Below are 16,536 nucleotides of genomic sequence, written 5' to 3'. Positions count from 1 at the left end.
TGAAAGATGAATAAAAAATTGATTTTGCCTTTATTATTAATCCTCTTTATCGGTATCGGTTGTAAAGGAGACGATTTGGAAAAAAACAATCCGACGCCCGGAAAGAATCCCCTGACGGTGCTGTCGAAAACGGTCCCTCTTGCAGATCCATATATATTGCTTTATGACAGTATTTATTATATATACGGGACGAATGTCGGAAATGGTTTCGACGTCTATTTTTCAAAAGATCTGGAGTACTGGGAGCGAGCCTCCGCTTTGTCCCTAAGCCATACGAATTCTTATGGTGAGTCTAATTATTGGGCGCCGGAAGTCTATTATGTAGAAAAAGAGAAGAAGTTCTATATGTTTTATTCTGCGGAAGAGCACATCTGCGTTGCTACTTCGGATTCTCCGTTAGGACCTTTTAAGCAAGACGAGAAGAAGCCGATCCGTGAAGAAAAGAGTATCGATACGTCTGTCTTTTTTGACGATAACGGCAAAGCTTATCTGTACTTTGTCCGTTTCAACGATGGAAATGTTATTTGGTGTGCCGAGCTCAAAGACAATTTGAAAGAAATAAAGGAAGAAACCTTAACACAATGTTTCATGGCTGATAAACCGTGGGAATTAATATTACCTAAGGTTGTGGAAGGTCCTTCTGTCTTTAAACAAGACGGGATCTATTATATGATGTATTCTGCCAATGGTTATACCAGTCAGGACTATGCAGTAGGTTTTGCGACGGCTAATTCTCCTTTCGGTCCATGGGAAAAATATGCGGGGAACCCTATCCTACATAAATATATGGACTTGTTTGGTGTTGGACACGGTGCACCTTTCTATGATAAAGAGGGAAACAGGCGATATGTCTTCCATGCGCATAAAAGTCAAACGGAGATACATCCCCGTGATGCCTATATTGTAAATATGTTGGTGAAAGACAACGTTATCTCATTGGATGGAGGCTTAGTCCGCCCCATGGTCGTTGATAAGCTCCCTTAAAGTAAAAGTTTATAAGCGTTCCAATCTTTTCTATTGAGGCATGAAAAAGCCCCTCCCAACACTTTATGGATGGAAGGCTGATTCCCTCTAAAAAAGTTAAAGCGCCATTGTTATTAGGCATCTCCTATCATAACAATGGCGTTTCTCATATGAATAATGTATCCCAAATTAAGAGAGAAATAATAGAAGGAGGGGCAAATAATCCTTTAATTCATTTTTTAATATTTCAAGAGCTTTGTTCCGGTATCTCTCGACAGTCCGGATGGAAACTCCCATTGTTTTTGCTATTTCATCCATGCTTTTTTGTTCCAGACGACTCATTTCAAATGCAACACGATACTCGCTTGGCAACTTCTCCAACGTCTGCGTGAGTAATTCCTGTAATTCCTTTAATGTATAAATATCCTCTTCCCCGTTTGAATAGACCGGTGCATTTTCTATGAATTCGTTTTGATAGTTTTGTAAATATTCTTGCTTTCTTAAATTATTGATACATAAATTTTTAACACAAGTGATCAGGTAATTTCTGGCAGAAATATTCGGGGCGATAGATTTCCTTTTTTCCCAGATATAGGAAAAGACATCCTGTACAATATCCTCCCTTGTCGCTTTGTCTTCTATATAGCGTTTGGCGAATATGCAAAGAGGGGGATAATACTGTTCGAATAAAGAACGGTAAGCGGATTCATCATCATCTGATATGCGCCATAGAAGATGGTTTACATTAATAGCATCAGTATTTTTCATTAATTATTAGTTCTAACTCTTTCTCCTATATTGACAAAAGTAGCAAAAGAGAAGAGTTCTAAAAATCTTTTTTTTAAAAAAATAAAAATAGGTGTCGGGTTTATCTGGGTTATGTGTCTATATAGAAAAGGGAAATTGGATGGAAGATCCTATTGATGATATAAAAAGAACGATTCGCATAGCGAAAGCAATTGAGGATGATATTCATGAATATAAATCATTTGATGTAGAGGCTGCCTATATTAAAAACCGGAAAAGATTGAATGCCGACCGGAAGAGACGGTCTTTAACTTATTATATGTTGCGGATTGCCGCTATTTTGCTATTGCCGTTAATCATTTCAACCGGAATATTATCCTATTTATATATACAACAATCCAAACAAATAGATCGTATATCATACGTAGAAGCCTTTTCTGCACCGGGTATCATAACTAAAATCCAATTGCCTGACAGTTCGTTCGTATGGTTAAATGCAGGTAGTTCGCTTCGGTATCCCTCCCGTTTCAAAGGACAAAACAGGCTCGTTTACTTATGTGGTGAAGGATATTTTGACGTGCAAGCGGATAAGAAGCATCCTTTTTATGTCTCACTTAATAATGGCATTCAAGTGAAAGCCCACGGTACGAAATTTAATGTGAACGCCTATGAAGAGGACTCTGCTATTAAGACTTCACTCGAAACAGGTTTAGTAGACATAATGGCTGGGGATCAGGTTGTCCTATTGAAACCAGATGAACAGCTTCTTTATGATAAAAACACAAAGAAACTAACGGTTCGCCTGATTCATATTGAAGAAGAAACGGCTTGGAAAGACGGACGGTTAGTCTTTAGAAATACCACTCTGGAAGAAGTGCTTAAACAATTATCAAGAAAATATAACATAGATATATTTCTTCATAAGGAAAGTCAGAAAGAATATAAATTCAGGGCAACCTTTTCTTCGGAAAATATCACGCAGATATTGAATTACCTCAGTATGGCTGCTCCGATTCGTTGGTCTTTTGCTGATGTGAAACAACAACAGGACTTAACCTATCCTCGCCAACGGATAGATGTCTGGTTAAAATAAGTAGAGGATGTTCAACTTAATTAAAACAGAAAGGAGTGTATGATGATATGATGTAGCCTTAAATCAAAAAAACAGAACAAGCATAAGCGCTAACTTATGCCTGCTCCATGTGAAAAAATTAAGTCCGACACCCATCGAACTTAGTAGAATTATAAATAAATCTAAATACAAAGTTATGAAATTTTTTAAATTATTCAAGAAGAATATTTCTTATTATTTACCTAAATCTATGCATATTATGAGGATAAGTCTATTCTTGTTATTCATCGTAATAGCCCAACTTCACGCTGAAAATACCTATTCACAGAAAGCGGTAATTAACTTGTCGCTAAGAAATGCTACCGTTGAACAAGTACTGGATCAGATTGAGAAGAATACGGATTTTTCTTTTTTGTTTACAGATAAATCTGTAGATATCCAGCGAAAAGTAGATATAGAAATCAATCGGAAAAACATTAATGAAACGTTAGCAATTTTATTTAGAGGGACAGATGTCCAGTATAAGATCGTAGACAAACAGGTTATTTTATCAAATAGGAAATACCAATCAGACGAAGTGCATCAGACAAAACGAATAACAGGGGTTATCAAGGATGCTAATGGGGAACCGATTATCGGAGCCAACGTGATTGAAAAAGGCTCCAAAACGAATGGTACAATCACAGATCTGGATGGTAATTTCCAATTGGAAGTACCGACAAATGCGACTTTGGTCATAACCTATATTGGTTACACATCCAAAGAGGTTGCGGTTGCCAACCAATCTTCTCTTTCCGTTACTCTTCAGGAAGATCAGTTGGCCTTGGAGGAAGTCGTAGTCGTAGGATACGGTGTCGTGAAGAAGAAAGATTTGACCGGAGCTGTCGGAGCACTGAAAGGAGATGATGTCGCTAACCGTAAAACGGCTCAACTATCTAGCGCTCTTCAGGGAGCTATTGCCGGTGTTACGGTTACCCGTGACAATAATGCACCCGGGGCCACGGCCGGAAGTATTAAAGTCAGAGGAGTAACTACTATTGGAGACACTAATCCGCTGGTTATTATTGATGGCGTTCCTGGAGATATGAATCAAGTGAATCCGAACGATGTGGAAAATATCTCCGTATTGAAAGATGCGGCATCCGCTTCCATTTATGGTTCACGCGCTGCGGCCGGTGTAATTTTGATAACGACTAAACGGGCAAAAGAATCCGATTTAACCTTGGGCTATAATTTTGAATATGGATGGGAGATCCCGACAAAACAACCTCAATATGTGGGTATTCAACGCTATTTAGAAATGACCAACGAGTTACGCTATAATGATAATAATACGGGAGGAATGTATCAGGCTTATTCTCAGGATCAAGTGGAAAACTGGGTGAAATATAATGCAACGGATCCGAATAACTATCCGATTACAGATTGGGTCGACATGATTTTAAAAAGTTCGGCTCCGCGTCAGACGCATATTTTCAATATAGCGGGAGGTAGTAAAAATGTCAGGACGAAAGCGTCTTTTACTTATGATAAGATAGATGGTTTATATATGCACCGTTATTATGAACGTTATATGCTTCGTGTTAATAATGATTTTTCAATTAATAAGTATCTTGGCGCCACATTGGATTTCAATTATAAACGATCTAACTCACATGAGCCGGCCGATTTTAGTCCATTAGATAGAATGAGAATTGCGCCCCCTGTATATGCAGCTGTCTGGAATGACGGTAGAGTCGCCGAGGGGAAAACCGGAGCCAATCCGTATGGAATTTTAAAAGACGGTGGAACGGAAGATAATTGGTATAATCAAATTGGAGGAAAAGCCTCTTTGGATTTTAAACCTATTGATGGATTAACGGTTTCTGCTGTCTTTGCTCCTGTGTTGAATTTTGAAAAGCTTAAAAGTTTTAGATTGGCTGCACCGTATACATTGGCCAATGATCCGAATGTGATCGGCGGATATTTTGAAGGTCATGCAACCACAAAATTAACGGAAAACCGGAATGATGATTATAATTATACAATGCAAGGTATAGCTAATTATCTTAAAGCCATTGGAAAACATGATTTTAATTTAATGGCTGGATATGAAAACTATTATCAGTTTAATGAATCTTTGATGGCATCACGTGACCAATATGAATTGACAGGTTATCCTTACTTGAGTATAGGCCCTGAAACATTGAGAGATAATAGTGGATCTGCGTTTGAATATGCTTATCGATCCTGGTTTGGGCGCATCATATACAACTATGATAATAAATATTTGCTTCAGGCAAACATACGTTATGATGGCTCTTCTCGTTTTGCATCTGATTATCGCTGGGGAACGTTCCCCTCTTTCTCTGCAGGATGGGTGACGAGTGAGGAAGCTTTCCTGAAAAATGTCAATTGGGATTGGCTTTCATTCTTGAAAATAAGAGCTTCATGGGGAACGTTGGGCAATGAGCGTACAGGAGTATGGGATAATGGAACATGGAAACCTAATTATTATCCTTATCAGGCGACTATCGGATTCAGCAATGTTGTGTTTTATCAAAACGGGCAGCCTGTATCTCAATTATCTGCCGCTCAATGGAGATATGCGATTGAGAACATTTCCTGGGAAACGACCGAATCGTATAATTTCGGCTTGGATGCTTCGTTCCTGAATAATCGCTTACGCTTTTCTGGGGATTATTACAAGAAAACGACGAAAGATATGTTGTTAGCCCTTGAAATTCCAGATTATGTGGGATTTGACAATCCGGACAAGAATACGGGCAAAATGCATACGAATGGATATGAATTGGAATTAAGCTGGAATGACCAGGCTGGCGATTTTAATTATTCAGCGGCAATTAACTTCTCCGATTTTATCTCTAAGATGGGCGATTTAGGTGGAACCGAATTCTTGGGCGATCAAGTGAAAATGGAGGGCAGCGAATTTAATGAATGGTACGGATATAAATCGGATGGTCTTTTCCTGACGCAAGAAGACTTGGATAATTCCGCTAAAATAAACAGTAATGTAAAAGTAGGAGATGTCAAATACGTGGATATCTCCGGGCCGGACGGTGTGCCTGACGGCAAAATATCATCGGAATATGATCGTGTTTTATTAGGCGGATCTTTGCCCCGTTATATGTTTGGGGGGAATTTATCGGTTGGCTATAAAGGGCTTGATTTATCTTTGGCTTTTCAGGGAGTTGGAAGTCAGAATGTCCGGTTAAGTAGTCCGATGATTGAACCTTTACGTGAAAACTTCGGTAACATACCTAAGATATTGGATGGGAAATACTGGACTTCCCTGAAGACGGATGCAGAGAATGCAAAAGCTGTTTATCCGCGTTTGACACGTTCAAATATTGGTTCGAATATGGCAATGTCTGATTTCTGGATGTTTAACGGAAGATATGTGCGTCTAAAAAATATAACGTTGGGTTATGCTTTGCCGGCAGCGCTTACTCAGAAAATAAGCATTCAAAAAGCCAGAATTTATTTTAGTGCAAACGATTTATTTGTGATTAGTAATTTCCCGGAAGGATGGGATCCGGAAATGGGTACAGGTTCATACCCTATAACTACCTCTCTTCTTTTTGGTTTATCTGTTAACTTCTAAATAAAGCAATGTTATGAAACAAAAAATATTAATGGTAGCGTTCGGTTTCACCCTTTTGTTGAACGCATGTACCGATCTAGATTTAAATCCGCTTTCCGAGGGCTCCAGTGAGAATTGGTATTCTACGGAAACGGAAATAGAGATGGCTTTGAAGGATTTTTATCGGGATGTTTTCTGGCCGATGGACAGTGAAGAGTGGACGGATGATTATGTCTATCGTGAATCGAATCATGCGATTGTGAATGGAACATTAAATGGGCAAGATGGTTCGGTAACCGACCTATGGACAAATCAATACAAAGCCATTGCCCGCGCTAATACGATTCTAGCCAATATGGAGAAAGCGGCGTCTATGGGAATTTCACAGACAAAGATAGACCAGTATACGTCGGAAGCCTATTTTGCCAGAGCAAGTATGTACGCCCGTTTGATTTCACATTTTGGAGATGTTGTGTATGTGACGGAAGTAATTAGTATAGAAGATGCTTTTAAGATCGGACGTTCTCCTAAATCGGAAATCATTCCGAAAGTCTATGAGGATTTTGATAAAGCGGCCGCTCATTTGCCGGTTTCTTATAGTGGCTCCAGCTCTCAAAGGGCGACTAAAGGAGCGGCATTGGCATTAAAAGCCCGTTTTGCATTGTATAATGGTGATTGGGCGATAGCGGCTGAAGCGGCTAAGGCCTGTATGGATTTGGATAAATACAAATTGCACTCTGATTTTACGAACTTGTTTTTGACAACAACCCGAAATGCGGAAGAATCTATTTTTGTCATTCCACGTTCGATTGTAAACAAAGTCACGATTGGTAACGGTACGGTTCTGAATGCAATTACCCGGAATCCGGGAGGTTGGGCAGCCATGGATCCTTCGTGGGATCTATTAGCCGCTTTTCTCTGTACGGATGGACTTCCGATCGATGAATCCCCCTTGTTTAACCCTCAAAGGCCGTTTGATAACAGGGATCCACGATGTAGCGCCACTATTGTTGCTTTCGGTACCGGCCACCTTGGTTTTGATTATGATCCGCATCCGGATGCGATCAACGTGATGAATTATAATACGGGTAAGATGCAAAAGAATAATGATAATCGTGCGAATGCGCAGTTTGCTTCTTTTAATGCGTTGGTATGGAAAAAAGGAATAGATGAAACCTGGTTGGAGAATGGAAATGATGCCGATCCGGATAAGATTATCATTCGCTATGCCGATGTCTTATTGATCTATGCCGAAGCTAAGATCGAATTAAATCAAATTGACGAATCGGTATTGAATGCGATTAATTTAGTCCGGGCGCGGGCCTATGGTGTGCCTGTTTCCGCTTCCGGTCAATATCCTAAAGTGATAACAACGACACAGTCTGAATTACGTAGGATTGTACGTTTGGAACGTCGGATGGAATTTGCAAAGGAAGGTCTTCGTTATATGGATCTTGTCCGTTGGAAATTGGCAAGCAAGGCCTTGAGAAACAAAAGTTACGGAATTTTGTATCCGGCTTCTTTATTGAAAGAAAAAGTGGCGGATAAAGGACTTTGGTTTTGGCCGACGACTCCTAAAATTGATGAAGATGGCGTTCCTGATTTCACTGAGATGGAAAAAGCCGGACAAATTGCGGTCTTGTCACAACGTGCTTGGGACGATAGACAGTACCTATGGCCAATTCCTACAAAAGAAGTACTTATTAACGAGAATTTGAAGCAAAATCCCGGTTATTAAAAGAAAGAAGGAATAATTTTAGTCTAAAAATAGTAGGCTCCTCTATTTATCCTTATAAATTTGAGGAGCCTTTATTCTATAAATGATCATTATGAATTTAAAAACTTGTGCTTTAGGAGTGGCAATATTGACCACTTTGAGTTGTTCAACTCAGAAAAATAATTCTGAAATACCCGATTCGATTTCGGGTATTTATCCCGGTTTAGCCTATTATAATAACGAGGGCGAATGCGGTACGGGTGCAGTTGTTCCCTGGGCGGGTCGCCTCTGGGTTATCACTTACGGTCCCCACTTGCCTTATGGCTCGTCGGATAAGCTGTATGAGATATCGTCGGACTATAAGCAAACGGTTCGTCCGGAGAGTATCGGTGGAACGCCTGCCAACCGGATGATCCATAAGGAATCGAACCAACTGTTTATCGGCCCTTATGCAATTGATAGTGTCGGTACCGTGCGGGTCATTCCCTGGCAGGAAGCTCCGGGCAGATATACGGGAACAGCTCGTCATTTGACTGATCCTGCGAATAAATTGTATATCGGAACGATGGAGGAGGGTTTCTATGAGGTAGATGTCCATTTGTTAAAGGTCACGGAGCTGTATAAAGACGGGAATGTAATTAAAAAAGAGCATAAGGATTCCGATGTCAATCCACCCAACGATTTGCTGAAGGGCGCCCATGGGAAAGGCCTGTATTCCGGTCAGGGCGTTTTGGTTTATTCCAATAACGGGGAAGCGACACAAGAGGCTTTGCATAAATTCGATGTGGAAGCCGGTTCTCTTTCCGAATGGAATGGGAAAGACTGGAAACTGGTACGACGGAATCAGTTTACCGAAATAACGGGTCCCGGTGGAATCTACGGAAATCCGAATCCGGAGACTGATCCCCTTTGGGCGGTCGGTTGGGATCATAAATCCATTCTTTTGGGTGTTCGTGAGCCTGATAGAGGATGGATATTTTATCGTTTACCGAAAGCAAGTCATAGTTACGACGGAGCCCATGGATGGAATACGGAATGGCCTCGGATCCGGAATGTGGGTACGGAAGAAAAGCCGGATTATCTGATGACAATGCACGGTATGTTCTGGAAATTTCCTGGAACCTTTACGGTGGGAAATAGCGCCGGTATCCGTCCTCGTTCGGCTTATCTGAAAGTGATTGGTGATTTTGCCAGATGGAACGATCAACTGGTTTTCGGTTGTGACGACTCCGCCCAAAAAGAATTCCTGAACAAACGGAAAGCCAAAGGGAATATCGAAGGCCCCGGTCAATCGAATTCAAATCTATGGTTTACTTCCTTTTCCAAACCGGATGAATTAGGGCCTTCCACGGCAGAGGGAGCCGTTTGGGCGAATGAAAAGGTAAAAGCGAATGAATATTCGGAACCGTTTCTCTTCAGTGGTTGGGCCCATCGTCAAAGCTGGGTGAAAAATGAAGGGACTACTCCGGTAACAATCACGTATGAGGTTGATAAAGCAGGTAATAATCAATGGACTATTCTCAAAACACAAGAATTGACAGCGGGAAAATCGGCAACTATTGATTTCACATCAGGGGAAACCGGCGAGTGGATACGGGTCAAATCCGACCGGAATAGTATCCTTACTCTGACTTTTGCATACACAGCGAAAGATTGGAGGGAGAATACACCGGATAAAGCTTTTAATGGACTAACGGATGTCAAGTCCTTGTCAACCACCGGAGGATTACTCTATGGGTTAGGAGATAACCGCCGGGCGCTCGGATTATTGGCCAACACGACAACCGATGGTAAAGTCTCTGAAACGGGTTATTATGAGATGGGTGAACAACTGAAACTGGAACGTAAGGAAGATGTTAAAACAGCTGATTTTATCCGGGAGAAATTTGCGATTCCGCAGCAAGCCGTTGAGATAGAGAAGGGCTCTGTGCTGATTGTAGATGATAAAGGACGCAGATGGCGGCTTCCATTAGGCGATGAGACCTATACTTCTCTAACCAATCAGGGAGTATTACGCATTTGCCGTGAGGTGGCAACCGAGCGTGATTTGTTAAACTGTCATGGTACTTTCTATGAGTTGCCGGCCGAAAATGCCGATGGATATGCTAAAATCCGTCCGATCGCCTCCCATTCTTACCGGATCAACGACTATGCTTCTTATCGCGGAATGCTTATCTTTACAGGCCTTACGCCGGAAGAGGGTAAAAACAATCCGCATGTGATTGTATCGGAAGACGGGAAAGCGGCTGTATGGGCAGGAGTGATCGACGACCTTTGGAAATTAGGGAAACCGGTTGGCAAGGGAGGTCCTTGGGTGGAATCCGATGTAAAGGCGAAGATTCCTTCCGACCCTTACTTAATTGGTTTTTATGACCAACGTACGTTAACCTTATCGCATCAATCTTCAAAACCGGTAAAAATAACGGTGGAAGTGGATCCGACAGGGAATGGGGATTGGATGGAATACGCCGTCTATACCGTTCAGCCGGGAGAAAAACAGACAGATCTGTTCCCTGAATCTTTTCAGGCCCGCTGGATCCGGTTCATCTCGGATACAGATACAAACGTGACTACATGGTTGGAATATAAATAGAATATTATTATGAGAAAAAGCAATGCAATCTTACTTCTTTTGTTATTTATAAGTGTGATGTCGGCACGAGCCGCCTCTCTTTTTGTGGAGGCGGAGAGCTTTCAACAAAAGGGAGGCTGGGTAGTTGACCAGCAGTTTATGGACCTGATGGGCTCTTCCTACTTGCTGGCTCATGGGCTGGGAAAAACGGTGAATGACGCTACGACATCTATTACTTTCCCGGAAAAAGGAACCTATTATGTATTCGTTCGTACGTATAACTGGACTTCCCCCTGGCATAAGGGGGAAGGTCCGGGGCGGTTTACGCTTTTAGTCGGTAATAAACGATTGGCGACCGATCTGGGAACGCAGGGTACGGAATGGATGTGGCAGTCCGCCGGAAAGGTTTCAGTGAAGGAGGGTGAGCAGAAACTGACCCTTCGTGATTTGACGGGCTTTGACGGCCGATGTGATGCGATTTACTTTACGACCGATGAACGGGATGTGCCGCCTTCCGATCTGAAACAACTATCCTCTTTCCGCAGGAAGGCATTGGGACTTCCGGATCAACCGCAGGATGCCGGAAGTTATGATCTGGTGGTCGTCGGTGGGGGAGTAGCTGGTATCAGCGCGGCGGTATCGGCTGCCCGCCTGGGGTGTAAAGTGGCTTTGATCCATGATCGCCCGGTACTAGGGGGAAACAACAGTTCGGAGATCCGTGTCCATCTGGGCGGACGGATCGAGGCGGGCCCTTATAAGGAACTGGGCAATCTCCAGAAAGAATTCGGACCGGAAAAGGGAGGAAACGCCCAGCCCGGCGATTATTACGAGGATGCAAAGAAATGGGAGGTTGTAACGAATGAGAAAAATATCAGCCTGTTTTCCAACTTCCGTGCCTTTGGAGTGACAATGGATGGAGGCGCGATTCAGTCCATACAGGCAAAACATATCGAGACGGGCGAAGAGTTGAGCTTCTCGGCCCCGGTATTTTCGGACTGTACGGGCGATGGGACGATCGGTTATTTGGCCGGTGCGGACTATGCGATGGGACGCGAAAGCAAGGAGGAGTTCGGTGAAGAGACAGCCCCTGAAGTAGCAGATAAAATGACGATGGGCTCCTCGGTGCAATGGTACTCGGTAGATAAGAAGGAACCGGCCGGTTTTCCTTCCTTTAGCTATGGCCTGACCTTCAATGATCAGAACTGTGAGAAGGTGACGATGGGAGAATGGACTTGGGAGACAGGAATGAACTTTGACCAGATCAAGGACTTTGAACGTATCCGTGACTATGGTCTACTGGTCGTTTATTCAAACTGGAGCTATCTGAAGAATAACCTGAAAGAGAATAATATGTACAAGAACCTGGAATTGGAATGGGTGGCGTATGTCGCCGGGAAACGTGAATCCCGCCGTTTGTTGGGAGATTATATCCTGAAGGAAGACGATCTCCGCAAGAATGTGGTTCATGAAGACGGAACGGCTTCCACGACCTGGACGATCGACCTTCATTACCCGGATCCTAAGAATACGGCCAATTTCCCCGAAAAAGAGTTTAAATCCATAGCCAAGCATACTCCGATTTATCCTTATCCGATCCCGTATCGTTGCCTTTATTCCCGGAACATTGACAATCTGTTTATGGCCGGTCGTAACATAAGTGTGACGCATGTTGCCCTGGGTACGGTGCGCGTCATGCGAACGACGGGCATGATGGGGGAAGTAGTCGGCATGGCTGCTTCGCTCTGCAAGAAATACNAATATTATCAAGTACTTACTCTTGATAATTTAAATTTTACTACAAAAGAATACCTTTGGCCGATACGTACTTATTCTATTCGTGTGAATAATAATTTAGTTCAAAATCCATTTTGGGATTAAAAATCTTTTTAAAATAAAAACAATGAAGAATATATATATAAATATAATGATTCTTTTTTTGCTACTTTGCAGTTGTAAAGAAGAATATGTTGGGCAATATCCGGTTGATGATATAGCTCCTCAACAAATATCAGAACCGGTAGTAGAGAACATGGAAGGGAAAGTGAAAATATCCTATAAGTTACCGAATGAAACAGATCTTTTATATGTTAAGGCTGTATATAAAAACACGTTAGGTAATATAAAGGAGGAGAGAGCTTCGGTTTTTAAGAATGAACTCTATATTTATGGTTTCGGAAAATCTAAGAAACAAACAATTGAGTTAATAACTGTTGATCGGAGCCAAAATGAATCAGCTCCTCTTTATATAGAAATAGAACCATTAGATTCTCCTATCTATAAGATTTATGAATCTTTGAATGTCTATGAAAGTTGGGGCGGAATTAAAATGATTTGGGAAAACCTTCTAAACGAACAAATAGTAGTTGAGGTTTATAAAAAAGAAGAAGATGAATTTATTGATCTGGAAACCATTTATTCGAAAGAAAAAGAAGGAAGCGGTGCTGTCCGTGGTTTAGATACTATTCCTCAAAAATTTTGTATCTTTATCAGAGATATTTATCAAAACTATACGGATACTTTAATCACTATTTTAAAGCCTTTGTTTGAAGTGAAACTACCAAGTAATGAATTCAAAGAATTGCCATTAGCCCCAGGGTATGCTGCTTCTGCGTGGAGTAATGGTTGGAATAAGTTATGGGATGGCATTGCGACTGGTGATGATAGTAAATATTATCTCTCTGCCGGGGATCCGAAACCTTATTTTACAGTTGATTTAGGGCATATTTATAAATTATCAAGAACTAAAGTCTGGGGACGTACAAATTATGCTTATTCATTGCATAATCCTCGTTATTTTGAGTTTTGGGGTACAACTGATTTCAATTCAGTAAAAGATCCGGCAAATTGGGATGGCTGGGTTCGGCTATTGGAATGTGAGAGCCATAAACCTTCAGGTAATGAATCTACTGTTGTTACAGCGGAAGATAAAGCTTATGCTGAAGCTGGAGAAGAATACGAATTTCCGGATGATGTTATACCTGTTCGTTATATACGCTTTAGATGTATAGAAACATGGACTAAAACAAATGCATTGCATTTAAATGAATTATCATTTTGGGGTAAAGCGATAGAATAAAAAAACAATTAAAAACAATGATTATGAAAAAACGATATTGCGTGAGTATAATTTTATTGTTGCTATATACAGCTTGTTCAGATATGAACGAAAGCTTAGATCCATATCTTTCTAAAGGAGAGATAATTTATATAGCGAAATCAGATTCGGTTAAGATATATTCCGGTAATGAGCGCTTCCTTTTACAGTTCTGGATGTCTGATCCTCGTGCGGTGGAATTATGCGTTTATTGGTCTCAGAAAGGAGATTCTCTTATTATACCTATCGCAGAAGATCGGAATATAACTGAACCTATTGAACTTTTTATTGGGAAAAACGAGAAGATCATCTCTGAAGGAAATTATACATTAAATCTTGTTACGCGTGACAAATATAAAAATATGTCAGTTATTGATGAATATAATGCAAATGTTTACGGAGAAAAATTTGCATCATCGCTACTAAATAAATATGTTAAATCAGTAGAGGCTATAGGGGATTCTATCCTGAAGATAGCGTGGGGAGGTGCTTATTCTTCAACAGAATATGGTATAAAACTATTTTATGTTTCAAAAGAAAATTCCAATGAAGAGCAAATATTTACAACAGAAATATTGAAAAAAGAGATGAATTTAACGGATGTTGATGTTAAGCAACCTATTTATTATTCAACGATTTATTTACCTGAGCCCACCGCAGTTGATACTTTTTACACAGAAAAAGTTCTTTTGAAAATTACAAAATAGCATCAATTGTTTTTAGGTAGAATTCTGTTTGGTGTATGTATAAAAAAGATGGATCGACCATGAAAGTAAAAATAGTTTCTTTCTGTTTCTTTATTTTGTTATTTGACGTTGCTTATTCGGCTTCAAAGCAATCACAATTTATTGCCGATTCGATTTCGGGTATTTATCCCGGTTTAGCCTACTATAATAACGAGGGCGAATGCGGTACGGGTGCAGTTGTTCCCTGGGCGGGTCGCCTCTGGGTTATCACTTACGGTCCCCACTTGCCTTATGGCTCGTCGGATAAGCTGTATGAGATATCGTCGGACTATAAGCAAACGGTTCGTCCGGAGAGTATCGGTGGAACGCCTGCCAACCGGATGATCCATAAGGAATCGAACCAACTGTTTATCGGCCCTTATGCAATTGATAGTGTCGGTACCGTGCGGGTCATTCCCTGGCAGGAAGCTCCGGGCAGATATACGGGAACAGCTCGTCATTTGACTGATCCTGCGAATAAATTGTATATCGGAACGATGGAGGAGGGTTTCTATGAGGTAGATGTCCATTTGTTAAAGGTCACGGAGCTGTATAAAGACGGGAATGTAATTAAAAAAGAGCATAAGGATTCCGATGTCAATCCACCCAACGATTTGCTGAAGGGCGCCCATGGGAAAGGCCTGTATTCCGGTCAGGGCGTTTTGGTTTATTCCAATAACGGGGAAGCGACACAAGAGGCTTTGCATAAATTCGATGTGGAAGCCGGTTCTCTTTCCGAATGGAATGGGAAAGACTGGAAACTGGTACGACGGAATCAGTTTACCGAAATAACGGGTCCCGGTGGAATCTACGGAAATCCGAATCCGGAGACTGATCCCCTTTGGGCGGTCGGTTGGGATCATAAATCCATTCTTTTGGGTGTTCGTGAGCCTGATAGAGGATGGATATTTTATCGTTTACCGAAAGCAAGTCATAGTTACGACGGAGCCCATGGATGGAATACGGAATGGCCTCGGATCCGGAATGTGGGTACGGAAGAAAAGCCGGATTATCTGATGACAATGCACGGTATGTTCTGGAAATTTCCTGGAACCTTTACGGTGGGAAATAGCGCCGGTATCCGTCCTCGTTCGGCTTATCTGAAAGTGATTGGTGATTTTGCCAGATGGAACGATCAACTGGTTTTCGGTTGTGACGACTCCGCCCAAAAAGAATTCCTGAACAAACGGAAAGCCAAAGGGAATATCGAAGGCCCCGGTCAATCGAATTCAAATCTATGGTTTACTTCCTTTTCCAAACCGGATGAATTAGGGCCTTCCACGGCAGAGGGAGCCGTTTGGGCGAATGAAAAGGTAAAAGCGAATGAATATTCGGAACCGTTTCTCTTCAGTGGTTGGGCCCATCGTCAAAGCTGGGTGAAAAATGAAGGGACTACTCCGGTAACAATCACGTATGAGGTTGATAAAGCAGGTAATAATCAATGGACTATTCTCAAAACACAAGAATTGACAGCGGGAAAATCGGCAACTATTGATTTCACATCAGGGGAAACCGGCGAGTGGATACGGGTCAAATCCGACCGGAATAGTATCCTTACTCTGACTTTTGCATACACAGCGAAAGATTGGAGGGAGAATACACCGGATAAAGCTTTTAATGGACTAACGGATGTCAAGTCCTTGTCAACCACCGGAGGATTACTCTATGGGTTAGGAGATAACCGCCGGGCGCTCGGATTATTGGCCAACACGACAACCGATGGTAAAGTCTCTGAAACGGGTTATTATGAGATGGGTGAACAACTGAAACTGGAACGTAAGGAAGATGTTAAAACAGCTGATTTTATCCGGGAGAAATTTGCGATTCCGCAGCAAGCCGTTGAGATAGAGAAGGGCTCTGTGCTGATTGTANACGTTGGGTTATGCTTTGCCGGCAGCGCTTACTCAGAAAATAAGCATTCAAAAAGCCAGAATTTATTTTAGTGCAAACGATTTATTTGTGATTAGTAATTTCCCGGAAGGATGGGATCCGGAAATGGGTACAGGTTCATACCCTATAACTACCTCTCTTCTTTTTGGTTTATCTGTTAACTTCTAAATAAA

The 16,536-nt window shown here is 41.6% G+C and carries 10 protein-coding genes and 1 pseudogene; 10 read left to right on the top strand and 1 reads right to left on the bottom strand.

The window, feature by feature from the left end:
* Positions 1-6 precede the first annotated feature (6 nt).
* Complete coding sequence (locus BQ8014_RS18080) at positions 7-984, top strand: glycoside hydrolase family 43 protein (protein WP_080905571.1); 978 nt, start codon at positions 7-9, stop codon at positions 982-984.
* 168 nt (positions 985-1,152) lie between these two features.
* Here the strand turns inward: BQ8014_RS18080 and BQ8014_RS18075 are convergent, their stop codons facing one another.
* Entirely contained in the window at positions 1,153-1,731 is a 579-nt protein-coding gene (locus BQ8014_RS18075) for an RNA polymerase sigma-70 factor (RefSeq protein WP_080905570.1), read from the bottom strand.
* A gap of 139 nt (positions 1,732-1,870) precedes the next feature.
* Between BQ8014_RS18075 and BQ8014_RS18070 the strand changes: the two genes are divergently transcribed.
* The 9 genes and pseudogenes from BQ8014_RS18070 to BQ8014_RS20170 form a co-directional block, all read left to right on the top strand.
* Positions 1,871-2,803, top strand: a complete 933-nt coding sequence (locus tag BQ8014_RS18070) for a FecR family protein (protein WP_080906054.1) — start codon at positions 1,871-1,873, stop codon at positions 2,801-2,803.
* A gap of 229 nt (positions 2,804-3,032) precedes the next feature.
* Positions 3,033-6,386: a TonB-dependent receptor gene (locus tag BQ8014_RS18065; protein WP_369808836.1), complete on the top strand. Its 3,354-nt coding sequence runs from the start codon at positions 3,033-3,035 to the stop codon at positions 6,384-6,386.
* A gap of 13 nt (positions 6,387-6,399) precedes the next feature.
* The gene (locus BQ8014_RS18060) at positions 6,400-8,103 is read left to right on the top strand and encodes a RagB/SusD family nutrient uptake outer membrane protein (protein ID WP_080905567.1); all 1,704 of its coding nucleotides are present in this window, start codon (positions 6,400-6,402) and stop codon (positions 8,101-8,103) included.
* Positions 8,104-8,194: 91 nt separating this feature from the next.
* Positions 8,195-10,675 (top strand): hypothetical protein, encoded by a 2,481-nt coding sequence (locus tag BQ8014_RS18055; RefSeq protein WP_080906053.1) that lies wholly within the window; start codon positions 8,195-8,197, stop codon positions 10,673-10,675.
* Positions 10,676-10,684: 9 nt separating this feature from the next.
* Positions 10,685-12,532 (top strand): FAD-dependent oxidoreductase, encoded by a 1,848-nt coding sequence (locus tag BQ8014_RS18050; protein WP_080905568.1) that lies wholly within the window; start codon positions 10,685-10,687, stop codon positions 12,530-12,532.
* A gap of 22 nt (positions 12,533-12,554) precedes the next feature.
* Complete coding sequence (locus BQ8014_RS18045; protein ID WP_080905562.1) at positions 12,555-13,730, top strand: DUF5000 domain-containing lipoprotein; 1,176 nt, start codon at positions 12,555-12,557, stop codon at positions 13,728-13,730.
* A gap of 23 nt (positions 13,731-13,753) precedes the next feature.
* A complete protein-coding gene (locus BQ8014_RS18040; protein ID WP_160150124.1) occupies positions 13,754-14,455 on the top strand; it encodes a DUF4998 domain-containing protein in 702 nt (233 codons plus the stop codon).
* 59 nt (positions 14,456-14,514) lie between these two features.
* Complete coding sequence (locus BQ8014_RS18035) at positions 14,515-16,416, top strand: hypothetical protein (protein WP_234998088.1); 1,902 nt, start codon at positions 14,515-14,517, stop codon at positions 16,414-16,416.
* Positions 16,346-16,531: pseudogene (locus BQ8014_RS20170) on the top strand (hypothetical protein); the annotation flags it as partial. The gene BQ8014_RS18035 and the pseudogene BQ8014_RS20170, both read left to right, overlap by 71 nt.
* Positions 16,532-16,536: the final 5 nt, after the last annotated feature.

The organism is Parabacteroides sp. Marseille-P3160 (assembly GCF_900162725.1).
In the GTDB taxonomy this organism is placed as follows: domain Bacteria; phylum Bacteroidota; class Bacteroidia; order Bacteroidales; family Tannerellaceae; genus Marseille-P3160.
This window is presented reverse-complemented; position numbering and strand designations above follow the sequence as displayed.

Coding starts and splice junctions, on each gene's coding strand:
- BQ8014_RS18040 (WP_160150124.1), top strand. CDS start 13,754: ATGAAAAAACGATATTGCGTGAGTATAATTTTATTGTTGCTATATACA.
- BQ8014_RS18080 (WP_080905571.1), top strand. CDS start 7: ATGAATAAAAAATTGATTTTGCCTTTATTATTAATCCTCTTTATCGGT.
- BQ8014_RS18045 (WP_080905562.1), top strand. CDS start 12,555: ATGAAGAATATATATATAAATATAATGATTCTTTTTTTGCTACTTTGC.
- BQ8014_RS18055 (WP_080906053.1), top strand. CDS start 8,195: ATGAATTTAAAAACTTGTGCTTTAGGAGTGGCAATATTGACCACTTTG.
- BQ8014_RS18065 (WP_369808836.1), top strand. CDS start 3,033: ATGCATATTATGAGGATAAGTCTATTCTTGTTATTCATCGTAATAGCC.
- BQ8014_RS18070 (WP_080906054.1), top strand. CDS start 1,871: ATGGAAGATCCTATTGATGATATAAAAAGAACGATTCGCATAGCGAAA.
- BQ8014_RS18075 (WP_080905570.1), bottom strand. CDS start 1,731: ATGAAAAATACTGATGCTATTAATGTAAACCATCTTCTATGGCGCATA.
- BQ8014_RS18060 (WP_080905567.1), top strand. CDS start 6,400: ATGAAACAAAAAATATTAATGGTAGCGTTCGGTTTCACCCTTTTGTTG.